This is a genomic window from Pseudomonas sp. p50(2008) (assembly GCF_015351605.1).
Taxonomy (GTDB): Bacteria; Pseudomonadota; Gammaproteobacteria; order Pseudomonadales; family Pseudomonadaceae; genus Aquipseudomonas.
The window spans coordinates 977,404-1,000,131 of the sequence record NZ_JACMYF010000001.1; the positions used below are offsets into that span (position 1 = coordinate 977,404).

Below are 22,728 nucleotides of genomic sequence, written 5' to 3' on the forward strand. Positions count from 1 at the left end.
TGTTCTTAGCTGTGTTGTTACAAGCTTGAAACGGTTTTCACTATAAATGCCGTCAAATATTTGGCGACTGATAAGCATCATTAGGACTCAGGGAGATTCATCCATGCGCGTTTTAACCCCCCTCTGCAGCGCGATCCTGCTGGCAATGGCCTGCACATCTCAGGCTAACGCCATGTCGTTAACCGAGGCGATTCAGAGCACTATTGCCACACACCCGGAACTGGCTTCACGCGTGGACTCGCGCCTGTCCGCGGACGAAGAAGTCAAAGTCGCCAAAGGGGGCTTTTATCCATCTGTTGACCTGAACGCCGCATACGGGCGCGGGTACAGCGATAACACCAACACACGTTCGCTGGGCAATCACAACACCAAGATCCTGACCTACACCCAATCCGAGCTGCGTCTGCGGCAGATGCTGTTCGATGGTTTCAACACGGCCAACGAAGTCGAGCGCACCAAAGGCGTGGTCAACTCCCGTGCCTATTACGCGCAAGGCACCGCCCAGGACCTGGCACTGCGCACCATCGAGGTCTACCTCGAAGTGCTCAAGCGTCGCGAACTGGTGACCCTGGCCAAAAACAACCTGCAAGCTCACCTTCGGGTCAACGACCAGATCGGTCTGCGGACCGAGCGCGGTATTGGCAGCACCGCCGACTCCGACCAGTCCACCGCTCGTCGGGCACTGGCGCAAAACAACCTCGACACCGCTGAAGTGGATCTGGCCGATGCCGAATCGAATTTCTTCAGCGTTGTAGGGCGCCTGCCGGATGAGCTGGAAACTCTGCCATCGACGCGCGGCGAATTGCCTGCCACCTTGACTGAAGCCCAGCAGAGCATGGTGGATAACAACCCTTACCTGAAATCTGCCCAAGCCGACGTGCAATCCGCCGAAAGCCAGTACGAAGTTTCCAAGTCGCCGTTCTTTCCACGCTTCGACGCCGAAGCAGCGGTGGGCGCGAACAACAACGTGCAAGGCGACGAAGGTCACGATAACGAGTGGCGCGTCGGTGTGGTGATGAACTACAACCTGTTCCGCGGCGGCAGCGACAAGGCCCGCCTGCAGTCCAATGCGCACCAGATCAACCAGGCCATGGACATCCGCAACAACGCCCTGCGCCAGCTCAACGAAAACATCCACCTGGCGTGGAACGCCATGCTCAACGCGAAGAAGCAAACGCCGACTGCCCGCGAATACGCCGAGACGACCAAGCGTGTACGTATGGCCTACCAGGATCAGTTCGGCCTCGGCCAGCGGACCCTGCTCGACCTGCTCGACAGTGAAAACGAACTCTACAACGCCAACCGCCGCTACACCGAAGTGCGCTACACCGAGGAATACTCGATGTACCGCGTGCTGGCGAACATGGGTCAGTTGTTGAGCAAGCAGCGTGTGGTGTTGCCTGCCGATGCGGTCGCCCAGTCTGAAGTGAAAAGCGAAGCTCGTTTGCCTGAACTGAGATAACCCACAGGCTCGGGCCGTGTTCGGACGATCTTTTGATGTGATTCTGAAAAAAACTAAATCAAAAGATCGCCGGCTACGGTAGTTGCTTCAGGGATTTGTATTGATGTGACAGTTCAACTGGAGCGATCAATGTGACCAGCATGGAACCCGGCAACATCGGTGTCGATCCGCGTCTTAGCTTCGATGACCCCCTTCTTGATGGTCTCTTGATCCTCTGCAAACTCCACGGTGCGACGGTCAGTCGCGCCAGTCTCAGTGCCGGCCTGCCGTTGAACAAGCAGCGCCTGAGCCTGGACCTGCTGCCTCGCGCAGCGGCCCGGGCAAGTTTGCAGGCGCGCATGCTGCGTCGTGAGCTGGCCGACATTTCCCCCCTCAACCTCCCTGTGATGCTGATCCTCAATAACGGTCGTACCGCGATTCTGCGGCGCTTCGGCGATGACGGCCGCTTGCTGATCCTGCCCAGTGAAGCCGACGGCGGGGAACAATGGGTCAGCCGTGAAGAGCTGGCTGAAAATTACAGTGGCCAGGCGTTGTTCGCCCGGCCGCGCCATGAACTCGAAGACTTGCGCTCACCGCTGGTGCCGCGCGTCGAGGCCTGGTTTCGCGACACGCTGAAACTGTCGAAATGGCTGTACAGCGATGCGATCCTGGCGAGCTTCCTGATCAACCTGCTGGGTTTGATGGTGCCGCTGTTCGTGATGCAGACCTACGACCGGGTGGTGCCAAACCAGGCCACCTCCACGCTGTGGGTGCTGTCCATCGGTTTGTTGATCGGCACAGGTTTCGAGCTGGTCTTGCGCGTGGTCCGCGCGCATTTGCTGGACACGGCGGGCAAGAAAACCGACGTGATTTTGTCGGCCACTCTGTTCGAACGCATTACCGGCATGTCGATGAAATCGCGACCCGCCACGATCGGTGGGTTTGCCCAAAGCATTCATGATTTCCAGGGCCTGCGCGAATTCCTCACGGCGGTCACGCTTACCAGCCTGATCGACCTGCCCTTCGCCGTACTGATGCTGGTGGTGATCGGCTTGCTCGGTGGCTGGCTGGTGGTGATTCCAATGCTGGCGTTCCCGATCACCATCATCTTCGCCATGGTGATTCAGGTCCGCCTGCGCGATACCGTGCAAAAAAGCCTCAGCCTGGGCGCCGAACGCCAGGCCTTGTTGATCGAAACCCTCGGCGGGCTGGAAACCCTCAAGGCCTGCAGCGCCGAAAGCGAGCGACAGCACAAATGGGAAAGCACCCACGGCGCCCTCACCCGCCTCGACAGCCATGCGCGCAACCTCTCGGCGATGGCCACCAACGGCACGTTATTCATCCAACAATTTTCGGGCATGGCAACCATCGTCGCCGGGGTCTACAGCATCATTGCCGGCAACCTCAGCGTCGGCGCACTGGTGGCGACCTACATGCTGGGCAGTCGGGTACTCGCGCCACTGGGGCAGATCGCCGGGTTGATCACGCGCTACCAGCAAGCGCAACTGACGATGAAAAGCACCGATGCGCTGATGGGGCTGCCGCAGGAACGCGACGGCAAACAGCGGCCACTGGAACGCACGCAACTCCAAGGCGCTTTGGACGTCAGCAACGTGACCTTCCACTACAACGGGCAGAATGCCCCGGCGCTGCACAACGTCAGTTTCAGCATGAAACCCGGTGAGCGCATCGGCATCATCGGCCGCAGCGGCTCGGGCAAAAGCACGTTGGCTAGGTTAGTCATGGGTTTCTACGAACCCGAAGAAGGCCAATTGCTGCTCGACGGTCTGGACCTGCGGCAACTCGACGTCGCCGACTTGCGCCAGCAGATTGGCTACGTCGCCCATGACCTGCCACTGCTGGCCGGCAGCCTGCGCGACAACCTGACCCTCGGTGCCCGCTACATCAGCGACTCCAGAATGCTCGAAGTGGCGGAGCTCACCGGCGTGACCGAACTCGCCCGTTCGCATCCACAGGGTTTTGACCGGCCCGTGGGTGAACGCGGTCAACTGCTTTCCGGTGGCCAGCGTCAGGCTGTGTTGCTGGCCCGAGCCCTGCTGCTCGACCCGCCGATCATGCTGCTCGACGAACCCACCAGCGCCATGGACAACAGCAGCGAAGACGTCCTGCGACAAAAACTGCACAGCTGGGTCCAGGGCAAAACCTTGCTGCTGGTGACCCACCGTACCTCCATGCTCAGCCTCGTGGATCGTCTGGTAGTCCTCGACAACGGACGGATCGTCGCCGACGGTCCGAAAGAAGCGGTCATCGATGCACTGCGCAAGGGCCGTGTCGGCTCTGCGGCGGTCTAGGAGTAGCCCATGTCTGGTACATCGTCCGACGCTTCAAAGGATCGCGGCTACTTCGGCAGCTTCAGCAAAAGTGCCGAAAGCGAATTCATGCCGGAAACCGCCGGCGCCGCGTTGCAGGACTCGCCGCGCTGGTCGCGGATCACCGTGTGGCTGGCGGCCGGACTGCTTATCAGCGCGGTGGTCTGGGCCAAGTTTGCCGTGTTGCAGGAAGTCACCACGGGTGAAGGCAAGGCGATCCCGTCGAGCAAGGTGCAGGTGATCCAGAACCTGGAAGGCGGCATCGTCACTGAAATATTCGTGCGCGAAGGGCAAATGGTGAACAAGGGCGACAAATTGCTGCGCCTGGATGACACGCGGTTTCTGTCGAACAAGGGTGAAAGCGAGGCGGACCGTTATGCGTTGACGGCGCAGGTCGAACGGTTATCTGCCGAGGCTGAAGGACGACCTTTCAAGCTGTCGGCAGAAGTGATTGCCAAGGCACCGCAAGTGGCCGAGGACGAACGCTCCCTGTACGAACAACGGCAGCGTCGACTGGCCAGCGAACAGCGCACGTTGAGTGAGCAACTTCGGCAAAAAACCCAGGAACTGGCAGAATTTCGCTCCAAACAGGGCCAGTTCAGTTCGAGCCTGGCTTTGCTGCAACAAGAGATGAACATGTCCGCGCCCCTGGTGGGAACCGGGGCGGTGTCCCCGGTGGAAATCCTGCGCCTCAAACGCAGCGCCGTGGAGATACGCGGCTCGCTGAATGCCACGACGCTGGCGATTCCCCGCGCCGAATCGGCGATCAACGAAATCAAAAGCAAGATTGACGAGTCGGAACAGTCTTTCCGCTCGGACGCCGCCAAAGAGCTGAATGAGAAACGCACCGATCTGTCGAAAATCACGGCATCAAGCATTGCCATCGACGACCGCGTCACCCGCACCACGGTGGTCTCGCCGGTGCACGGGATTATCAAGGTGCTGAAGGTCAACACCATTGGCGGCGTGGTGCAGCCGGGCAGTGACATGGTGGAAATCGTGCCCCTGGAAGACAACCTGCTGATCGAAGCCAAGGTCCGGCCGCAAGACGTGGCATTCCTGCACCCCGGCCAGAAAGCCATGGTCAAGTTCAGCGCCTACGACTACACGATCTATGGCGGGCTGAGTGCGAAGCTGGAGTTGATCGGGGCGGACACCATTACCGACGACAAGGGCAACAGCTTTTATCTGATCCAGGTAAGGACCGACAAGAATCACCTGGGTGGGGACGTGAAGCCTTTGCTGATCATTCCCGGGATGGTGGCGACGGTGGATATCATTACCGGGGAGAAAAGTGTGTTGGATTACCTGCTTAAACCGGTGCTCAAGGCCAGGACCGAGGCGATGCGCGAGAGGTAGATTGTGCGGAGAGTTGTGGTGATCGGTCCATTGCCTTCGCGGGCAAGCCCGCTCCCACAGTGTTTGATGGCACTCACAGTATTTGTGTGCGACTCGAATCCTGTGAGAGCGGGCTTGCCCGCGAAGAGGCCAGAACCAGCACTACCTATCTCGGCCCATGATTGCGCTGGAAGGTATCCTCCCCCATCGCCGCAATCTGCCCCTCGATCAATGCCTCGAACGGCTTCAGCAACGGCTCGAAAGAGCTCGGCGCTTCCAGCGTTTGCAAGGCCTGGACGATCGCTTCAACCGTCGACAACGCACCCGGTCCCGGCGCCTTGCGCAATCGATATCGCGACACCCCGCCCTCAGCCAGGGTCACCCGGGGCAACGCTGCCAGCAGCGGATTGAGGTGCAGCATTTTGCGCGCCTTGCGCCAGGTACCGTCCGGCACGACCAGCAACAGCGGTTCCTCGTGTTCGGTGTACGCCTGCAACGTCTGCGCATCATCGGCAGGAAACAGCAATCGCGCCTGATAGCCCGGTCTATTCAACAGCGCCGGTAAATCCTCGAACACTTCGCCGACGATCAGCTCGGCATTTTTCAGCCCCAATGCCGCCAACCGCGCGGTGTTCAGCGCATGGTTCACCTCACTGGGATGCTGTAACAGCAACACCCGGGTGCGGCTATCGAGGTGCGGGATCAGCGGGCACAGGCAGTGGGTTTGCGGGCGCAGGCAGCGTGGGCATTGGAGTCTGGACATGCTTGCTTTTCCTTTAAGCAGCCTGATTGAGCTGTGCTTTGAGCAAATCGCGGAAGGTCTGGATCAGCGGTTCACGGCTGCGGCCACGGCGCACGATCATCGAAAATGGCGCCTGATAGCCGAACGTCGCCGGCAACAGCACGCGCAAATCTCCTTTGTCGGCCCAGGCCTGGGCGTAATGCTCCGGCAAATAACCGATGTAGGCGCCCGACAGCACCAGAATCAGCTGCGCCTCCATACTCTCCACCGTCGCCGCGCTGTGTTTGAAGCCATGACGCGCCAGTTCCGCCTGGCTCCAGTAGCCGCGCCCCACCATGCGCTGCTGAGTGATGACTTGCTCGGGGATACGTCGTTCGGTGAACAGCGGATGGCGGCTGCTGCAATACAACCAGTGCTGTTCACGGTACAGCGGCATGTAGACCAGACCGCTCATGCGCGTCGAGAAAGCACCGATGGCCAGGTCGAGGCGATTGTCCTGCACGCCGAGTTGCAGCTCATAAGGGCTCATGACCGACAGGTGCAAATGCACCGCCGGGTGTTCCTGGCTGTAAGCACCGATGGCTTCCGCAAAGGGCAAGGCCTTGTCGCTGACGGTAGAGTCGATCACCCCCAGGTTCAGCGTGCCACGCAGCTCGCCTTTGAGGGCCGCGGCGTATTGCTCGAAACCTTCGAGCTCGGCCAACAGGCGCAAGGTTTCCTGATGAAACAGTTCGCCCTTGCTGGTCAGGCTGAAACCACCTCGACCGCGATGGCAGAGCACCAGGCCAAGCGCAGCTTCGAGCTGGCTCATGTAGGTGCTGATCGCCGACGTGGAAAGGTTGAGCTCATGCTGGGCAGTGGCGAACCCCTGATGACGGACCACGCTGACGAAGATGCGCAATAGTTTCAGGTCGGGTAAAGCGTTGGCCATGGGGGGCTCCAGCAAACACACAGGTAGACGATTAGGCATGTAGCAGCTGCCGAGCCTGCGAGGCTGCGAGGCTGCGAGGCTGCGAGGCTGCGAGGCTGCGTTCGGCGGCGAAGCCGTCGTAAAACCTGAACGTGAGGTTTTCCAGAAACACCGCGTCGCCTGAATTCACGACGGCTTCGCCGCCGAACGCAGCCTCGCAGGCTCGGCAGCTGCTACAAGTCTATCTCCGCCACCTCCATTAGTTTAGAAAAATATGAACTAAGTATTTGCCCGTAGCGATTCTTCCCGGGCACTACATTTCGCAGAATCGGCCCACAGCGGTACCCGTGCTTCCATGAACGGCGTAACCGACATAAATAAAACAACGACGATGAGGCCCTACCCGTGGACAAGATTCTTCACCAACCACTGGGCGGCAACGAAATGCCGCGCTTCGGCGGCATCGCCACCATGATGCGACTCCCCCATTTGCCTACCGCTGCTGGCCTGGATGCTGCCTTTGTTGGCGTCCCGCTGGACATCGGCACCTCGCTGCGCCCTGGCACCCGTTTCGGGCCTCGCGAAATACGCGCTGAATCGGTGATGATCCGTCCTTACAACATGGCGACCGGTGCTGCGCCGTTCGACTCCCTGTCGGTGGCCGACATCGGTGACGTCGCGATCAACACCTTCAACTTGCTGGATGCCGTGCGGATCATCGAAGAATCCTACGACAACATCCTCGAACACGATGTGATCCCGTTGACTCTGGGCGGCGACCACACCATCACCCTGCCGATCCTGCGTGCCATTCACAAGAAGCACGGCAAGGTCGGCCTGGTGCACATCGACGCCCACGCCGATGTGAACGATCACATGTTCGGCGAGAAAATCGCCCACGGCACCACCTTCCGTCGCGCCGTTGAAGAAGGCCTGCTGGACCCGGATCGCGTGGTCCAGATTGGTCTGCGCGCCCAGGGCTACACCGCTGACGATTTCAACTGGAGCCGTAAACAGGGTTTCCGCGTGGTGCAGGCCGAAGAATGCTGGCACAAATCCCTGGCCCCCCTGATGGCTGAAGTTCGCGAGAAAGTTGGCGGTGGTCCGGTGTATCTGAGTTTCGATATCGACGGCATCGACCCGGCCTGGGCACCGGGTACCGGCACTCCGGAAATCGGTGGTCTGACGACCATTCAGGCAATCGAGATCGTGCGGGGTTGCCAAGGCCTCGACCTGGTGGGTTGCGATCTGGTAGAAGTCTCGCCCGCTTACGACACAACCGGCAACACCTCACTGCTGGCCGCCAACCTGCTGTACGAAATGCTCTGCGTACTGCCAGGCGTGGTCCACCGCTGAGAATCGGTCATGAACGAACGCGATCAGGTACTGAAAGCCGCCGCCGATCTGGTGTCGGCCTTTGCCCGTAACGATCGCGAAGCCTACTTCGGCGCCTTCAGCGCCGATGCCAGCTTCGTGTTCTACACCCTCGAGCAACCCCTGCTGTCGCGCGATGCCTACCAGGCATTGTGGGACACCTGGCGCTCGGAGGATGGCTTCGAAGTGCTGTCGTGCACTTCAAGCAACGCCTTTATCAGCCTGCAAGGTGATGTGGCGATTTTCATCCATGACGTGGCCACCGAGCTGCGCATGCAAGGGGAGCAACACTTCAGCCAGGAGCGCGAGACGATTGTTTTCAAGAAAAAAGCGTCTGGCCGAGAACAACAAGGCCTATGGCTGGCCTGTCACGAACATTTGTCCGCCATGCCGGAAGGGCTGCCACCCCCTTAGCCAAACAGGTGACGCTCACGCACGATGAGCGCGCCTTTATGATCGGAGCAGATCATGAATAACAACAACAAAGAAAAAAGCCTTAGCAGCATTGAAACAAACGGGGTCGAACAGATTCCGGATCATGAGCGTGACGCCCGACCCAGCGACCTGTTTCGCTTGATCTTCGGCGGCGCCAATACCTTTGCTACCGCAGTGCTTGGCAGTTTCCCGGTGTTGTTCGGACTGTCGTTTCAGGCCGGTGTCTGGGCGATTGTGCTGGGCGTATTGCTGGGCGCGCTGATCCTTGCACCGATGGGCTTGTTCGGCCCGATCAATGGCACCAACAACGCCGTGTCTTCCGGTGCGCATTTTGGCGTGCACGGGCGGATCGTCGGTTCGTTCTTGTCGCTGTTGACCGCCATCGCCTTCTTCTCACTGTCGGTCTGGAGTTCGGGCGATGCGTTGATTGGTGGCGCCAAACGCTTGATCGGCCTCCCGGAAACCGACCTGACATTGGGCCTGGCCTACGGTCTGTTCGCGATCCTGGTGTTGACCGTGTGCATCTACGGTTTCCGCTTCATGTTGTGGGTCAACCGCATTGCAGTGTGGGCTGCCAGCGCGCTGTTCCTGCTCGGCATCTTCGCGTTCGCCCCGACGTTCGACAGCCATTTCGCCGGCACTGTCGCTATGGGTCAGGCCGGTTTCTGGGCCGCCTTCATCGGCGCGGCACTGGTCGCCATGAGCAACCCGATTTCCTTTGGGGCGTTCCTCGGTGACTGGTCGCGGTACATTCCGCGGGAGACCCCGAAAGGTCGAATCATGCTTGCCGTGGTCGGCGCACAGATCGCCACCCTTATCCCCTTCCTGTTTGGCCTCGCCACCGCCACGATCGTTGCAATCAAGGCGCCGGACTACATCGCGGCCAACAACTATGTGGGCGGGCTGCTGGCGGTTTCCCCGAGCTGGTTCTTCCTGCCGGTATGCCTGATCGCCGTGATCGGCGGCATGTCCACGGGCACCACTTCCCTCTATGGCACCGGGCTGGACATGTCCAGCGTGTTTCCGCGCGTGTTGTCGCGGGTCAAGGCGACCTTGCTGATCGGTGTGATGTCGATCGCCTTCATCTTCATCGGACGCTTTGCGGCCAACCTGGTCCAGAGCGTGTCGACCTTCGCCGTGCTGATCATCACCTGCACCACCCCTTGGATGGTGATCATGATCATCGGTCTGCTGGTGCGTCGCGGCTTCTACTGCCCGGATGACCTGCAGGTGTTTACTCGCGGCGAGAAAGGTGGCCGCTACTGGTTCACCCACGGCTGGAACTGGCGTGGCCTGGGTGCCTGGATCCCGAGTGCGCTGGTGGGTTTGTGCTTTGTGAACCTGCCGGGCCAGTTTGTCGGACCTTTGGGCAATCTCGCCGACGGCATCGACATCAGCCTGCCGGTCACGCTGGGCCTGGCGTCAGTGGTGTATTTGGCACTGCTGAGCCTGTTCCCGGAATCGACTGCTGTGTTCGGGCCAAATGATTCACGTAGCAAGGGCACGGATTCGCTCGTTAAACCGGCGATGCGGCCAGTCGCCTGATTAAACGCTTTACCTGTGGCCAACGCATGACCTGTGGGAGCGTGGCTTGCCCGCGAAGAAAGATGACGCGGTTTGCCTGGCAGAACGCGGTGCATCAATCGCGGGCAAGCCACGCTCCCACAGGGATTGATGTTTCCCCGGGAACTGATTTCAGCCTCACCATAAAAAAGACAATCGGAGACACGCCATCATGGCTTTGGATTTATTCGTCGTACTCATCTACGCCGCCGCGATGCTGGTTCTCGGCTACTTCGGCATGCGCAAGGCCAAGACCCACGAAGACTACCTGGTCGCCGGTCGTAACCTCGGCCCGAGCCTCTACATGGGCACGATGGCCGCGACTGTGCTGGGTGGCGCGTCCACCGTCGGCACTGTGCGCCTGGGCTACGTCCATGGCATCTCCGGTTTCTGGCTCTGCGCCGCACTGGGTTGCGGGATCGTCGCGCTGAACCTGTTTCTCGCCAAACCCCTGCTCAAACTTAAAGTGTTCACCGTCACCCAGGTGCTGGAAAAACGCTACAACCCAATGGCCCGTACCGCCAGCGCCACCATCATGCTGGCCTATGCCCTGATGATCGGCGTGACCTCGATCCTGGCAATCGGCACCGTGCTACAAGTGCTGTTCGGTCTGCCATTCTGGATATCCTTGCTGCTGGGCGGCGGTGTCGTTGTGATCTACTCGACCATCGGCGGCATGTGGTCGCTGACCCTGACCGACATTGTCCAGTTCGGGATCCAGACCGTCGGCCTGATGTTCCTGCTATTGCCGATCTGCCTGTACCGCGTGGGTGGCTGGGATCAACTGGTAGCGCAATTGCCGGCTACCAGCTTCAGCTTCACGGCCATTGGCTGGGATACCATCATCACCTACTTCATGATCTACTTTTTCGGGATCCTGATCGGCCAGGACATCTGGCAACGGGTGTTCACTGCACGCAGTGAAAAAGTCGCCAGGTACGCCGGCACCACTGCGGGCATCTACTGCATCATCTACGGTCTGGTGTGCGCCCTGATCGGTATGGCCGCTCACGTGTTGATTCCGGACCTGGACAACGTCAACAACGCCTTCGCCGCCATCGTCAAACTGTCCTTGCCGGACGGCATCCGTGGCCTGGTGATCGCTGCGGCCCTGGCAGCCATGATGTCCACCGCCAGCGCCGGCCTGCTGGCCGCCTCCACCACCCTGACCGAAGACCTGCTGCCGAAACTGCGTGGCGGTAAACAGTCGAGCCTGGGCATCAACCGTATATTCACCCTGCTGACCGGCCTCGTGGTGCTCGGCATCGCACTGGTCGTCAACGACGTGATCAGCGCACTGACGCTGGCCTACAACCTGTTGGTGGGCGGCATGCTGATTCCGCTGATGGGTGCGATCTTCTGGAAACGTGCAACCACCGCGGGGGCCATCGCCAGTATGGGCATGGGCTTTGCCACTGCGCTGGTGTTCATGTTCAAGGATGGTCTGGACGCCAACACCCCGATCTACTACAGCCTGGGCGTCGGCTTGGTGAGTTTCGTGCTGGTCAGCCTGATGTCCCGTCGCCCGACGATGGTGGCGAGCGCACTCTGATCTGAAAAGAATGCCTTAACGTTTTCTTCGACGGGTGTGGCGTCGGTTGCCACACCCGTTTTTTTCGCCTGCAGAAAGGTGCTGCACAGACGAGTGGCAGGGCTGGCGTTGCGCAAGCCTGCTGTACTCAAGAACGGGAAAACAATAATAACGCCCTCGAAGAACGACCATGAAAAGAGCCGCCATTCGTGCCGCCGTGCATCGCTTTATCAGCCGCTTACTGGAATCTCAGGATGACTTCGACGACAACGCGAGCCTGGAAGCGTTGGGACTGGATAAACAGGAAATTGAAGAGCTGATCTTCCATTTGGAGGATGAGCTGGGATTGACCGCGTTTACGGGCGAGGAAGATCAAATGCTCAGAAACGCAAAAACGGCCAATGACTTGAGCCGTTTTTTAATAGAGGTAGGTAGGCATTGAGGGATAGGTCATCTATCCCTCTGACGAAACCAGGTCTGCAGTACTACCGAACCTGACTCAGCTTTACCGGCGGCGTGGCTGGCGTCGACGCTGCTCGTCGTCGGTACGGATTGGCACAGGTTGCAGAGGCGGTTCGATCAAACCGAGTGCGATACCCAGGTCGTGCAGCCAGTTTTGGATTTTCTCTTTCATGGTGCCCCCTTCAGGGTAGTGCCGAGCGGCCGGAATTCTGTAGCCGCTTCGCACTGATAATAGTCCGAAGTCCTACGCAATGCTCGGCAAAAGTCGCAATGATCTGTTACTGAATTGATCCAAATCATTCAGTGATAGTTCAAGCAATCGCCTGAACCGGATGTGTGGCCGACGGATAGACCGTTTGTTGCTGTTCGATCCACGCATTCAGATTGGCACCCACCATGCCTTTGCGCCACATCAACCAGGTGGTCGCGCTCGCGAACGGCTCGGCCAATGGGTGCACCGCCACGCTTTCGCGCCCCGGCAAGCTGGCCAGTATTGACTCTGACATGAGCGCCACTCCAGAGCCTGAGATCACACACGCCAGCATCCCCGGGTAAGACTCAATCTCCATCGCCCGTCCCATGGCCGCGCGGTCATGGGCGAACCAGGCTTCCAGTCGCATGCGGTATGAGCAACCCTGGCGGAACGTGAACACCGAGCGCCCCTCCACATCCAGGGCACTGCGCACGGGTGGATGATCAGCCTCGCTGATCAGCACCAACCGCTCGTCGCATAATGGCACGCCGTCGAGCCCGGCCAGTTCCAGCGGACCGTCCACCAGAGCCGCATCGAGCCGACCGGTCAGCAAGCCTTCAAGTAATTCTCCGCTGGGTCCCGACTGCACCTGCAGGTTTACCGCCGGGTAGCTGCGGTGATAGCGCGCCAGCAACGCTGGAAGGTGGATGGCGGCGGTGCTGTACATCGTGCCCAGCACGAAGTCGCCAGCCGGCTCCCCGCCCTGCACGGCGGCCTGTGCTTCGTCGTGCAGGCTGAACAGCCTGGCGGTGTAGTCCAACAGGACTTTTCCTGCAGGGGACAGTTGCAAACGCTGTCGCTCGCGAACGAAAAGTTCGACACCGAGCTGCTCTTCCAGCTGCTTGAGCCGGGTCGACAGGTTAGACGGTACGCGGTGCAGGCGCTCAGCCGCTCGGGTGATCGAGCCTTCTTCGGCGACGGCCTGAAAGATCCGCAATTGACTGAATTCCACACCATTCTCCAAATAAGAACAAGTTACTCACTATTATTCATTTTTAAAGAAAGTCAATCAGTCCTAGCCTGACGGTCATTGATCCTCTGCCGGAACTCAGACCATGTCTCCTCTGATTCGCTTACTCGCCTGTTTCATCGCGCTCATGATGGCGATGGGTATCGGCCGTTTCGCCCTCACCCCGCAACTGCCACATTTGATCAGCGAAGGTCAGATAGACCTGACCGCCGCGGGCCTGATTGCTGCCGCGAACTACCTGGGCTATTTCGTCGGTGCCGTGGACGCCATGTTTTCCCGACGCCCTGATCAGGTTCGCCGGCGCCTTTTGGGCGGATTGTGGCTGTGTGTGCTGCTGACCCTGGCGTCTTTCTGGGCCAGTGGTTTCTGGTCCCATCTGCTATTGCGCTTTGGCACGGGCGTCGCCAGCGCCTGGGTCTTGGTCATGATCACCGCATTGAGCCAGCCATTGGCTGCGGCAGCCGGTCGCCCACGACTGGGTGCGCTGGTATTTGCCGGACCCGGCCTGGGTATTTTTCTGACAGGACTGTTGGCGCTGGGCTCGAACCTGCTGGGCCAGACGTCCGCCACGCTGTGGCTGGTGTATGCCGCGGTCGGGCTGGTGATGTTGTTGGCGATCCTGCCCTTCTTACCGCAACAGGTCGCGAACGTCGCCGCACCTATGAATGATGCCGGCACAGGCAACCCGGGCATCGGCCGCTTGGGCGTGATCTATGGCTTGTATGGCTTGGGCTACATCATCCCGGCCACATTCCTGTCGCAAATGGCCAACGCGCAATTTCATGGGCAATGGCAGGCCGACCTGTTCTGGCCCTGCTTTGGACTGGCGGCAGCGACGGGCGTGGTCGTGGTGAGTTTGCGCCGACACAATCCGGACGCAACGCGGCATTGGTTGATGGCGACATTGTGGCTGCAAGCGGCCGGGGTTTTCGCTTGCTTACTGGGCAGCGGCCTGGGCCTGGCGCTGGGCGTCATCTTGTGTGGCACACCGTTCCTGGCCTGCATGCAATTGGTGATGCAACGCTCCCGGGAGCTGGCGCCACACGCCACGCAGCGCAACGCCGGATTGCTGACCGCCTGCTTTGCCGTGGGTCAGCTCGCCGGCCCGTTGCTGGCCGCGCTAAGCAGCCATTTCAGTGGCGGCCTGCAAGCCGCATTGATCTTCGCCGGCAGTGGCCTGCTGATCGCGGGCGTACTGTCGATCAGTGGGGTCACGACTGCCCGAGGGCTTTGCGCAAACGACGGCGTACCCACTGTTCAGCGCTGACAAACGTGATGCCAAGCAATACCAGCACCGCGCCAATGACGAAGTTCAGACTCAATTCTTCGCCCAACAGCACAACGCCGAAGGTGACACCGAATAACGGCGTCATGAACGAAAACACAGCCAGGTTTGCCGCCATGTAGCGGCGCAGCAGCCAGAACCATGTCAGGTAACTGAAGAACGAGACGATCAGCCCCTGAAACAGCACGCTGGCCACCGCAACGGTGGTCAGGCTGACATGGGTCACCTGGCCGCTGATGATCGCGATCAGCAACAGACCGACGAAGCCCACCATCAATTGATAAAACAACGTCAGGGTTACCGGTGCTTCAGACAGACGCGAAGCGCGCACGACCACGGTTGTCGCGCCCCACGCAGCGCCAGCCAGTACGCCCAAGGCATCCCCCATCAACATGCGTCGATCGAGGTTGTCCCAGGAAACGCCACCGGCGAACGCGACGGCGATGCCAATGAAGGACAGAAAAATGCCCAGCCATTGCACCGGCCTCAGACGTTCGCTGGGCAATAGCCAGTTCACGCCCAGCGCCGTAAAAATGGGGGCGGTGTACAGAAAGACGGACATGTGGGCCGCTGTCGTCAGTTGCAGGCCTTCGGAGATGAAGAAAAACTCCAGCCCGAACAGCGCACCGGCCAGCAAACCGCCGCGCCAGGTGGCACTTACCTGATCCCAGCCGCCTTTCCAGCAGATCAACAAGCCTACGAGCACGGCGGAAATGCCTGACCGCCCTGCTGCCTGCATGACCGGGGCAATATCCGGCGCCGCCCATTTGATCATGACCTGCTGGACACCCCAGATCAGGCACAAACCGAGCATGACTTGCAGGGCAAACCCATCGGCGCTACGCCGGGTGGCGCTCACCGGAACACCTCGACAACACAATCCATGGCAGAAACTCGTCAGTCAACGCAAAGCCCCGACCATCCATTGAGCAATGGCGTCGGGGCGAAAAATTATACGTTCGATTATTAACCAATCGGGCAGGAAATAGCGTCTGCAAGAGACATTTGAATCTCTGGTTGCGTCATCAGCCGGCTTTGCGCATTGCCCAATAGCCAACGGTGCACGCAACACAGGTCAGCAGCGCGCCCCACGCCATGTCCATCAAGGCCAGTTGCGCAGACCATCCCTTCAGGGTCGCCCAGTTGGTCAGGTCATAGGTGCCGTACGCGACCAACCCCAACAACGCGCCCATACCCGCCGCACGTTGCCAGCTCGTCGCCGGTAGCACGACGAACACCACGCAACCGAGCACATAGAGAAGGTAGAAAACCGCAGCCGGGGCCAGCAGCGGCCGGTCGAGCATCAGCGAACCGAGCAAAGACCGGTACGTGCGCGCCATCAGCACGCCCAGCCAGAGGCCGTCGAGCACGAGAAACGCCAGCAAGGTGCCTGCGTAGGCAAACAACATTCTTTTCATGATTTGCGACCCCAAAGCCAATGTAGGCACTGCTACGGACAGCGCCTACAAGAGGCCGTGTCGAGGTCAGCTTAGTTCAATGCGATCCGCATGAATCACGATCTGGCCGTTCTTGTACAACGCACCGATGGCTTTCTTGAAGTTGCCTTTGCTGACGCCAAACAGGCTGCTGATCACGGTCGGATCGCTTTTGTCGCTGACCGGCAGGCTGCCGTTGTTTTCACGCAACTTGGCGAGGATCTTCGAGTTGAGGCTGGTGGCGGCTTCTTCGCCAACCGGTTGCAGGCTCAAGCTGATCTTGCCGTCGGGACGGACTTCCTTGATGAAACCCTTCTCTTCTTTACCGGCACGCATGAACTTGAAGATTTCGTTCTTGTGAATCAAGCCCCAGTGCTTGTTGTTGATGATCGCCTTGAAGCCCATATCGGTCGCTTCGGCTACCAGCAAATTCACTTCCTGGCCCGGCGTGTAGTTGGCCGGGGTCTTGTCCAGGTAACGATCCAGACGTGCCGTCGCGGTGATGCGGCGGGTGTGTTTATCGAGATAAACGTGCACCACGACATACTCGCCGGCCGTCATCTGACGTTTTTCTTCCGAATACGGCAGCAGCAGATCCTTGGGCAAACCCCAATCCAGGAAGACGCCAATGCTGTTGACTTCAACTACTTTCAAACTGGCGAAGTCACCGACTTGAACTTTCGGCTTTTCAGTCGTTGCGATGAGTTTGTCATCGCTGTCCAGGTAAATAAAAACGTTGAGCCAGTCTTCATCTTCGCTGGGAATATCTTTGGGAATATAACGATTAGGCAGAAGGATTTCGCCGTCCGCGCCACCGTCCAGATATAAACCGAAGTTAGTGTGTTTAACCACTTGCAAACTGTTGTAACGCCCGACTAAAGCCATGTCCAATACCCTCATTGCGTGGGCTGCATTCTACCCGGTTTTGCTGGCCGCGCTCACCGGCCGGTCCAGCGGCGACAGAAAATCTGGTCAAAGGACTGGTTTTTTCGGATTTCAGGCACAGAGCGGCCACTCGTCTGACTATGCCGATGAATAATGTTCTGGCATCGCCGCTATAAATTGCTTTTTTCAGAGGCACGTTTTTAGTTAAAACAGCAGCTTAGGGTGATAATACGAAGACAGTTTCCCGACGACACTTCAGCCCGGCACTGGAGTTTCAGGGGGATATTTGCCAAGCAATTGTCAAGTATTTCCTGTACGATGCATGGCCAAGTTAATTTTCTACAGGTTAATGGCCGCCATGCGTGTAAAAGCATCCAACAGCAAAGCAAAGCCTGCTCCAGCCGTTGAAACCAGCGAATCGATCAACAACCAGATCGCTGCGTTCCTCAAGTCTGGCGGCGAAATCCAGCAAATTGCCAAAGGCGTCAGCGGCCAGACGTTCGGCCCGTCCAAGCAGATCACGCTGGGCAAAAAGTAACATCCGCTGCAACTGGTCCCTGGGTGCTTTGAGCTTCAAAGCGCCTGGACTGGAACCTCCCCGCAACACCCTCCTCAATAAACCAATATTTCAAAAATCGACGAACGGCCTTCGAAGCCGAGCATTCGCCGGTATGCTTGCACACGTCTAGATCAAGCGTTTGCGTAGGTTTTTGGTTCCTGCTCCTCGCTGTTCATGGAGTGACGCATGCTCAAGCCCCCCCTCATATTGCTCGGCACCTTGCTGTCGTGCTCGGTCGCCAATGCGCAAATTTTTCAGCGTGAAATGGGCGACTTCGAACTGAAACTGGGTACGACCCCAAGCCGCAGCATGGCTCAAGGGCTGGTCAAACCCGCCAGCACCGGCTCCTTCCACGGAGGCCTGGACCTGAGTCACGACAGCGGATTCTATGTAGGCCAATGGGCGCCGAGCATGGGACTGAGTCCGGGAAAGAACCTCGAGGTCGATTCCTACGTAGGTTTTAAACAACCCTTCGACCAAACCCTCGGCTACGAAGTCGGCATGATCCATTACAGCTATCCGAAAGTGGACACGCTCGACAGCCAGGAGCTTTTCGGCGGCCTGACGTTTCTGGGCAGTCGTTTCGGCGCGGCCTTCAGTAACGACCCGGACAAACAGAACAGCACCGTCTTCGCCGATCTCGGCGGCAACCAGCCCTTTGGCATCGGGATCAGCATGAAATACACCACCCATCAGCTCAACGCGCCCGTCTCCGTCGATGGCGGCTACATAGGGAGCTTCACCGATTGGTCGGTGCAACTGTCCCGCCCGTTCATGGGCATTGACCTGGACCTGATCTACAGCGATTCCAACCTCAGCGGCAACGACTGCTCCGCCTATTCCGGGCACAACAGCCAGTGCGACGGCCTGGTGACCCTCAAGGCTGAACGCGCCTTTTATTGATAGGCTGAACTGCGAGGCTCATCCTGCGTTCACATGAGCATCCCCTCAAGAAGCCAGGCTTTCGCAAGGACTCGCCCATGTCGCGCTGGTTAAAATATCTCGCCGTCGTTATCACCCTCAGCCTTGCTCTCGGCGCCTGCAGTCGCGTGGGGCTGGCCTATCGCAACCTCGATGTGATCATTCCGTGGACGCTCAGCGACTACCTGGACATGAACGGCGAGCAGAAAGGCTGGTTCAACGAACGCCTCAAGGAGCACCTGAGCTGGCATTGCACCACGCAGTTGCCCGGCTACCTGGATTGGCTGGACCGGTTACAGGGGATGGTGGAAACCAATCAGGTGACCGATGCCGCCCTGCAAGCCCGCACCCAGGAAGCCAAAGCGGCCATCGCCCAGACCGCTCGTGAAATCACCCCGTCGGCCATTGAGTTATTGAAAGGACTGGACGACAAACAAGTCGCGGAGATGAACGACGCGTTCGCCAAGGATCAGCGCAAACGCCAGGAGGAATACCTCAAGCCGTCTCTCGATCAGCAGATCAAAGAACGTGCGCAGCGGATGGAAAAGCGTCTGGACGACTGGCTCGGCCCCTTGAGTGAAACCCAACGGCAACGTGTCATCGCCTGGTCAACAGCCCTGGGTGACCAGAACACTCAATGGATCGCCAACCGCGTTCATTGGCAGAAGCAATTCAGCGCCGCCGTTGCGCAACGGCAAAGTCCCGAATTCCCACAAAGAATCGAGACGCTTCTGGTGAATCGCGAGAGTTTGTGGACGCCGGCCTACCGCGAAGCCTATGCCAAGACAGAAGCCCAGGCGCGGGGATTGTTCGTTGATTTGATGGCAGAGAGCACGCCGATGCAACGTCAGCGTTTGCTGAAAAAGATTGAGGGGGTGAGGAAGGATTTCAACGATCTGAAGTGTCTGAAAGCAGCACAAAAAAGTTAAATGCTCGGCAACCCCATGTAGGAGTGAGCCTGCTCGCGATAGCGGTTTCACAGCCGACAACGACGTTGACTGACCGACCGCTATCGCGAGCAGGCTCACTCCTACATTGAGAGATGCGTTCAGGCGATCTGTGCCTTGGACGCTACTTCATCAAATGTCAGCTCATCCAGCGCATCTTCCTGCTCATCCAGCACCTGCCGTGGATGATCATTGCCCGGAATGCTGCTGTCGATCAGGCTCAACAGGCTTGAGCCACGGGGTGTCAAAATGTAATTAGAGCCTGTACCGCCCTGTTCTTCAGGCCGAGGCTCAATATATCCGCGCTCCAGCAGTAACTTTTCATACTCGCCTGCCACCGCTTTCAGGTGATCGAGGTTTTCAGTTTGTTCGCCTTCCGAGGCTTTTTCCGCGGCGTATTGCTCGGCGTAGGGTCGCGGCGTAAAGCTGCTCGCGCCGTTTTGCACTTCGTGCAGCAGGCGCTCGATTAGATCCCAGTTATAAGTCGTCATCCTGATTCAACCTCCAAGCCAGAGAGTGAGATGGCCTTCATAACGTGTGACCTGCGCGTTGGGCAGCCGTTCAGCCGAGGTTTTCAACCACACCGACCGGCGGCATGTCGAATCACGCCAGGGAGCAACGACTAGTCTGTGTAAGTCACCTCCCCGCTGCTCGCAGGAGAATCTCTCATGAACCTTCAGAATCATCCGGTCGTGTCCCGAGAAGAATGGCTCGCCGCCCGCCGACAACACCTGGCTCACGAAAAAGCCTTTACCAGGGAACGGGACAAACTCAGCGCTGAACGCCGCGCCCTGCCCTGGGTGAAGATCGACAAGGATTACCGCTTTCAGGGGCCCAATGGCGAATTGAAACTCGCCGACCTGTTCGGTGGGCGCAGTCAATTGGTCATCTATCACTTCATGTTTGGTGAGGGCTGGAAAGAGGGTTGCTCCGGCTGCTCTTTCCTGTCCGACCACATTGATGGCGCCAATCAGCACCTGGCGCATCATGACGTTGCCGTGGTCGCGGTTTCTCATGCGCCGTTTGCCGAATTTCAGGACTTTAAACGGCGTATGGGCTGGAGATTCGACTGGGTATCGTCAGCCGGTTGCGATTTCAACTATGACTTTGGCGTCTCCGCCCGCGCAGACGAAGTCGCCGCTGGCACGTCCACCTACAACTACGAAAAATCCGACGGCGCGGAAGAAGAACTTCCCGGCCTCAGCGTCTTTTATCGCAACGATGCGGGCGAGATCTTCCACACGTATTCCACCTATGCCCGCGGCCTGGACATGCTGGTCGGCGCCTACAACTACCTGGATCTGACGCCGAAGGGGCGCAATGAGGAGGAAATCATGGAATGGGTGCGTCATCACGACCGCTATGACGAAAAGGCATCTTCAAGCTGCTGTCACAGTTAGCAGTAAGGAGCGAGCGGTGCGTGTGCTGATGAACTTTTTGCGCGTTCGGACCCTCAACCAGATATCCCGCCTTAACCGGAACTGAGGCCTGCCCATGAAAACCCTGCTGAAACTCACCCTCGCCGCCACCCTCGCCTGCGCCCTACCCGCTTGGGCTTGCACGCCCGAGGAAGCTACCGCCAAACGCGAACAGCTGGCCAAGGAAGTCACCAAGCTGACCGAGCAGAATCCCGCCAAAGCCAAGGAGATCAATGCCGAATTGCAGAAGATGGACCTGGGAACGGCCAGCGCAGATTTGCCGGACAAATGTCAGTTGATTGATCAGCGGCTGAAGGAATTGGGTTCAGCTGAGAAGAAGGCTGAAGGCTAAAGGCAAAATCAAAAGATCGCAGGCTGCGCCAGCTCCTACATGAGATTGCAATTCCCTGCAGTAGCTGGCGCAGCCTGCGATCTTTTGACGTAAAAAAACCCGGACATCGGTCCGGGTTTTTTTATGGGGCGCTACACGTGCTTATTCAGCCGCCGGCGCTTCTGGCTTGCGGCGCTTGAGCGGCGCCATGCCGTCCTTGCTGACCAGCGACAAGGCGTCGGTCTTCGGCCGATTGGCGATCTTGCGCTTGGTGGGCGCCTTGGCGCCGGTTTTCTTCTTGTCGCCCTTGGCGTCGACCTTTTTCTTCTTCACGCCAACAGCCTTGCCCGAAGCCTTGACCTTCTTCGGCCCGCCGTAGGTGCCTTTGACTTCCTTGATGGTGCGGCGCTCGAAGCTCTGCTTGAGGTAGCGCTCGACACTCGACATCAGGTTCCAGTCGCCATGGCAGATCAACGAAATGGCCAGGCCATCGTTGCCGGCACGGCCAGTACGACCGATACGGTGAACGTATTCGTCGCCGCTGCGTGGCATGTCGAAGTTGATGACCAGGTCCAGACCTTCCACGTCGAGGCCGCGAGCAGCAACGTCGGTGGCAACCAGGATCTTCACGCCGCCCTGTTTCAGACGGTCAATCGCCAGTTTGCGGTCTTTCTGGTCCTTGTCGCCGTGCAGGACAAACGCTTTGTAGTCCTGAGCCACCAGGCGACCGTAGATGCGGTCTGCCATGGCACGGGTGTTGGTGAACACGATGGCCTTCTTATAGGTCTCGTTGGCCAGCAGCCAGTTCACGATTTGTTCTTTATGCTGGTTGTGGTCAGCCGTGATGATCTGCTGACGGGTCGTCGCATTCAGGTCACTGACGTTATTGAGTTGCAGGTGCTCTGGATTGTTCAGCACCTTGGCAACCATTTCGCGCAGGCCCGAGCCACCGGTAGTGGCCGAGAACAGCATGGTCTGCTGGCGGTTGGTGCACTCTTCGACCAGACGCTGGACGTCTTCGGCAAAGCCCATGTCGAGCATGCGGTCGGCTTCATCGAGCACCAGTACTTCGACTTCTTTCAGGTCGAGGTTGCCGGCGTTCAGTTGCTCGATCATCCGGCCCGGCGTACCGATCAGGATGTCCGGCACCTTGCGCAGCATGGCGGCCTGGACCTTGAAGTCTTCACCGCCGGTGATCAGGCCGGACTTGATGAACGTGAACTGCGCAAAACGCTCGACTTCCTTGATGGTCTGCTGGGCCAGCTCGCGGGTCGGCAGAAGGATCAGGGTCTTGATGCTGACGCGAACCTTGGCCGGACCGATCAGACGGTTGAGGATCGGCAAAACGAAAGCAGCGGTTTTGCCGCTACCGGTTTGCGCTGTCACCCGCAGGTCACGCCCTTGGAGCGCCAGCGGAATAGCCGCTGCTTGCACAGGCGTTGGCTCGACAAATTTAAGCTCGGCCACGGCTTTGAGCAGGCGTTCGTGCAGGGCGAATTGGGAAAACACGGGTGCTACCTCGAAGAAATACAAAAAAACAGCTGCATAGGGTAACGGTTTCGAGCGCCGAGGCCGAGTTTCTTTATACAAACGGCGC

At 58.8% G+C, this 22,728-nt stretch carries 23 protein-coding genes; 14 read left to right on the forward strand and 9 right to left on the reverse strand.

Annotation, left to right across the window (positions count from 1 at the left end):
* The first annotated feature begins 103 nt into the window (after positions 1 to 103).
* The 3 genes from H7698_RS04390 (at position 104) to H7698_RS04400 (ending at position 5,130) form a co-directional block, all read left to right on the forward strand.
* Positions 104 to 1,462, forward strand: a complete 1,359-nt coding sequence (locus tag H7698_RS04390) for a TolC family outer membrane protein (protein ID WP_162436863.1) — start codon at positions 104 to 106, stop codon at positions 1,460 to 1,462.
* A 131-nt stretch (positions 1,463 to 1,593) separates the two neighbouring features.
* A complete protein-coding gene (locus H7698_RS04395) occupies positions 1,594 to 3,753 on the forward strand; it encodes a type I secretion system permease/ATPase (RefSeq protein WP_162436864.1) in 2,160 nt (719 codons plus the stop codon).
* 9 nt (positions 3,754 to 3,762) lie between these two features.
* Positions 3,763 to 5,130, forward strand: coding sequence for an HlyD family type I secretion periplasmic adaptor subunit (locus H7698_RS04400; protein WP_194690690.1), 1,368 nt, complete (start codon positions 3,763 to 3,765; stop codon positions 5,128 to 5,130).
* Between the two features lie 145 nt (positions 5,131 to 5,275).
* On the opposite strand, the gene H7698_RS04405 is transcribed toward H7698_RS04400, so the two are convergent.
* Together H7698_RS04405 and H7698_RS04410 are read right to left on the reverse strand one after the other, a co-directional pair.
* Positions 5,276 to 5,872, reverse strand: a complete 597-nt coding sequence (locus H7698_RS04405; protein WP_194690691.1) for a tRNA-uridine aminocarboxypropyltransferase — start codon at positions 5,870 to 5,872, stop codon at positions 5,276 to 5,278.
* Positions 5,873 to 5,885: 13 nt separating this feature from the next.
* The gene (locus H7698_RS04410) at positions 5,886 to 6,782 is read right to left on the reverse strand and encodes a LysR family transcriptional regulator (RefSeq protein WP_162436867.1); all 897 of its coding nucleotides are present in this window, start codon (positions 6,780 to 6,782) and stop codon (positions 5,886 to 5,888) included.
* 384 nt (positions 6,783 to 7,166) lie between these two features.
* Here H7698_RS04410 and speB point away from each other — a divergent pair, with 384 nt between their 5' ends.
* The 5 genes from speB to H7698_RS04435 all read left to right on the forward strand — a co-directional run bounded on the left by speB (position 7,167) and on the right by H7698_RS04435 (position 12,106).
* Positions 7,167 to 8,117, forward strand: coding sequence for an agmatinase (gene speB, locus H7698_RS04415; protein WP_162436868.1), 951 nt, complete (start codon positions 7,167 to 7,169; stop codon positions 8,115 to 8,117).
* Positions 8,118 to 8,126: 9 nt separating this feature from the next.
* On the forward strand, positions 8,127 to 8,549 hold the full coding sequence (locus tag H7698_RS04420; protein WP_194690692.1) for a YybH family protein: 423 nt from the start codon (positions 8,127 to 8,129) through the stop codon (positions 8,547 to 8,549).
* Between the two features lie 54 nt (positions 8,550 to 8,603).
* Complete coding sequence (locus H7698_RS04425; RefSeq protein ID WP_194690693.1) at positions 8,604 to 10,115, forward strand: purine-cytosine permease family protein; 1,512 nt, start codon at positions 8,604 to 8,606, stop codon at positions 10,113 to 10,115.
* A 190-nt stretch (positions 10,116 to 10,305) separates the two neighbouring features.
* A complete protein-coding gene (locus H7698_RS04430; RefSeq protein ID WP_162436871.1) occupies positions 10,306 to 11,685 on the forward strand; it encodes a sodium:solute symporter in 1,380 nt (459 codons plus the stop codon).
* Between the two features lie 169 nt (positions 11,686 to 11,854).
* Positions 11,855 to 12,106 (forward strand): acyl carrier protein, encoded by a 252-nt coding sequence (locus tag H7698_RS04435; protein ID WP_162436872.1) that lies wholly within the window; start codon positions 11,855 to 11,857, stop codon positions 12,104 to 12,106.
* 63 nt (positions 12,107 to 12,169) lie between these two features.
* Here the strand turns inward: H7698_RS04435 and H7698_RS31605 are convergent, their stop codons facing one another.
* Positions 12,170 to 12,298, reverse strand: coding sequence for a PA1414 family protein (locus tag H7698_RS31605; RefSeq protein WP_268932885.1), 129 nt, complete (start codon positions 12,296 to 12,298; stop codon positions 12,170 to 12,172).
* Between the two features lie 139 nt (positions 12,299 to 12,437).
* Positions 12,438 to 13,331 (reverse strand): putrescine utilization regulator PtrR, encoded by an 894-nt coding sequence (ptrR, locus tag H7698_RS04440; protein ID WP_194690694.1) that lies wholly within the window; start codon positions 13,329 to 13,331, stop codon positions 12,438 to 12,440.
* 103 nt (positions 13,332 to 13,434) lie between these two features.
* On the opposite strand from ptrR, the gene H7698_RS04445 reads away from it, so the two are divergent.
* Positions 13,435 to 14,616, forward strand: coding sequence for an MFS transporter (locus H7698_RS04445; protein WP_194690695.1), 1,182 nt, complete (start codon positions 13,435 to 13,437; stop codon positions 14,614 to 14,616).
* Here H7698_RS04445 and H7698_RS04450 read toward each other — a convergent pair.
* The 3 genes from H7698_RS04450 to H7698_RS04460 all read right to left on the reverse strand — a co-directional run bounded on the left by H7698_RS04450 (position 14,561) and on the right by H7698_RS04460 (position 16,955).
* The gene (locus tag H7698_RS04450) at positions 14,561 to 15,493 is read right to left on the reverse strand and encodes a DMT family transporter (protein ID WP_194690696.1); all 933 of its coding nucleotides are present in this window, start codon (positions 15,491 to 15,493) and stop codon (positions 14,561 to 14,563) included. The two genes, H7698_RS04445 and H7698_RS04450, sit on opposite strands and share 56 nt — an antisense overlap.
* A 166-nt stretch (positions 15,494 to 15,659) precedes the next feature.
* A complete protein-coding gene (locus H7698_RS04455) occupies positions 15,660 to 16,052 on the reverse strand; it encodes a DUF2177 family protein (RefSeq protein ID WP_162436876.1) in 393 nt (130 codons plus the stop codon).
* A gap of 66 nt (positions 16,053 to 16,118) precedes the next feature.
* On the reverse strand, positions 16,119 to 16,955 hold the full coding sequence (locus tag H7698_RS04460; RefSeq protein ID WP_194690697.1) for a CvfB family protein: 837 nt from the start codon (positions 16,953 to 16,955) through the stop codon (positions 16,119 to 16,121).
* A 349-nt stretch (positions 16,956 to 17,304) separates the two neighbouring features.
* Here H7698_RS04460 and H7698_RS04465 point away from each other — a divergent pair, with 349 nt between their 5' ends.
* The 3 genes from H7698_RS04465 (at position 17,305) to H7698_RS04475 (ending at position 19,364) form a co-directional block, all read left to right on the forward strand.
* Positions 17,305 to 17,493: a hypothetical protein gene (locus tag H7698_RS04465; protein WP_017337097.1), complete on the forward strand. Its 189-nt coding sequence runs from the start codon at positions 17,305 to 17,307 to the stop codon at positions 17,491 to 17,493.
* A gap of 207 nt (positions 17,494 to 17,700) precedes the next feature.
* A complete protein-coding gene (locus H7698_RS04470; protein ID WP_194690698.1) occupies positions 17,701 to 18,417 on the forward strand; it encodes a TorF family putative porin in 717 nt (238 codons plus the stop codon).
* A 77-nt stretch (positions 18,418 to 18,494) separates the two neighbouring features.
* The gene (locus H7698_RS04475) at positions 18,495 to 19,364 is read left to right on the forward strand and encodes a DUF6279 family lipoprotein (protein WP_194690699.1); all 870 of its coding nucleotides are present in this window, start codon (positions 18,495 to 18,497) and stop codon (positions 19,362 to 19,364) included.
* 119 nt (positions 19,365 to 19,483) lie between these two features.
* Here H7698_RS04475 and H7698_RS04480 read toward each other — a convergent pair whose 3' ends face one another.
* A complete protein-coding gene (locus H7698_RS04480) occupies positions 19,484 to 19,873 on the reverse strand; it encodes a transcriptional regulator (RefSeq protein ID WP_162436880.1) in 390 nt (129 codons plus the stop codon).
* A gap of 177 nt (positions 19,874 to 20,050) precedes the next feature.
* On the opposite strand from H7698_RS04480, the gene H7698_RS04485 reads away from it, so the two are divergent.
* Positions 20,051 to 20,782 carry a DUF899 domain-containing protein gene (locus H7698_RS04485; RefSeq protein WP_162436881.1) on the forward strand — a complete coding sequence of 244 codons (732 nt, stop codon included), beginning with the start codon at positions 20,051 to 20,053 and terminating at the stop codon, positions 20,780 to 20,782.
* 94 nt (positions 20,783 to 20,876) lie between these two features.
* Positions 20,877 to 21,152 carry a hypothetical protein gene (locus H7698_RS04490; protein ID WP_194690700.1) on the forward strand — a complete coding sequence of 92 codons (276 nt, stop codon included), beginning with the start codon at positions 20,877 to 20,879 and terminating at the stop codon, positions 21,150 to 21,152.
* Positions 21,153 to 21,293: 141 nt separating this feature from the next.
* Here H7698_RS04490 and H7698_RS04495 read toward each other — a convergent pair whose 3' ends face one another.
* The gene (locus H7698_RS04495; protein WP_194690701.1) at positions 21,294 to 22,640 is read right to left on the reverse strand and encodes a DEAD/DEAH box helicase; all 1,347 of its coding nucleotides are present in this window, start codon (positions 22,638 to 22,640) and stop codon (positions 21,294 to 21,296) included.
* Positions 22,641 to 22,728: the final 88 nt, after the last annotated feature.

Coding starts and splice junctions, on each gene's coding strand:
- H7698_RS04420 (WP_194690692.1), top strand. CDS start 8,127: ATGAACGAACGCGATCAGGTACTGAAAGCCGCCGCCGATCTGGTGTCG.
- H7698_RS04400 (WP_194690690.1), top strand. CDS start 3,763: ATGTCTGGTACATCGTCCGACGCTTCAAAGGATCGCGGCTACTTCGGC.
- H7698_RS04445 (WP_194690695.1), top strand. CDS start 13,435: ATGTCTCCTCTGATTCGCTTACTCGCCTGTTTCATCGCGCTCATGATG.
- H7698_RS04430 (WP_162436871.1), top strand. CDS start 10,306: ATGGCTTTGGATTTATTCGTCGTACTCATCTACGCCGCCGCGATGCTG.
- H7698_RS04460 (WP_194690697.1), bottom strand. CDS start 16,955: ATGGCTTTAGTCGGGCGTTACAACAGTTTGCAAGTGGTTAAACACACT.
- H7698_RS04390 (WP_162436863.1), top strand. CDS start 104: ATGCGCGTTTTAACCCCCCTCTGCAGCGCGATCCTGCTGGCAATGGCC.
- H7698_RS04435 (WP_162436872.1), top strand. CDS start 11,855: ATGAAAAGAGCCGCCATTCGTGCCGCCGTGCATCGCTTTATCAGCCGC.
- H7698_RS04410 (WP_162436867.1), bottom strand. CDS start 6,782: ATGGCCAACGCTTTACCCGACCTGAAACTATTGCGCATCTTCGTCAGC.
- H7698_RS04470 (WP_194690698.1), top strand. CDS start 17,701: ATGCTCAAGCCCCCCCTCATATTGCTCGGCACCTTGCTGTCGTGCTCG.
- H7698_RS04405 (WP_194690691.1), bottom strand. CDS start 5,872: ATGTCCAGACTCCAATGCCCACGCTGCCTGCGCCCGCAAACCCACTGC.
- H7698_RS04490 (WP_194690700.1), top strand. CDS start 20,877: ATGAAAACCCTGCTGAAACTCACCCTCGCCGCCACCCTCGCCTGCGCC.
- H7698_RS31605 (WP_268932885.1), bottom strand. CDS start 12,298: ATGAAAGAGAAAATCCAAAACTGGCTGCACGACCTGGGTATCGCACTC.
- H7698_RS04455 (WP_162436876.1), bottom strand. CDS start 16,052: ATGAAAAGAATGTTGTTTGCCTACGCAGGCACCTTGCTGGCGTTTCTC.
- H7698_RS04485 (WP_162436881.1), top strand. CDS start 20,051: ATGAACCTTCAGAATCATCCGGTCGTGTCCCGAGAAGAATGGCTCGCC.
- H7698_RS04475 (WP_194690699.1), top strand. CDS start 18,495: ATGTCGCGCTGGTTAAAATATCTCGCCGTCGTTATCACCCTCAGCCTT.
- H7698_RS04480 (WP_162436880.1), bottom strand. CDS start 19,873: ATGACGACTTATAACTGGGATCTAATCGAGCGCCTGCTGCACGAAGTG.
- H7698_RS04425 (WP_194690693.1), top strand. CDS start 8,604: ATGAATAACAACAACAAAGAAAAAAGCCTTAGCAGCATTGAAACAAAC.
- H7698_RS04465 (WP_017337097.1), top strand. CDS start 17,305: ATGGCCGCCATGCGTGTAAAAGCATCCAACAGCAAAGCAAAGCCTGCT.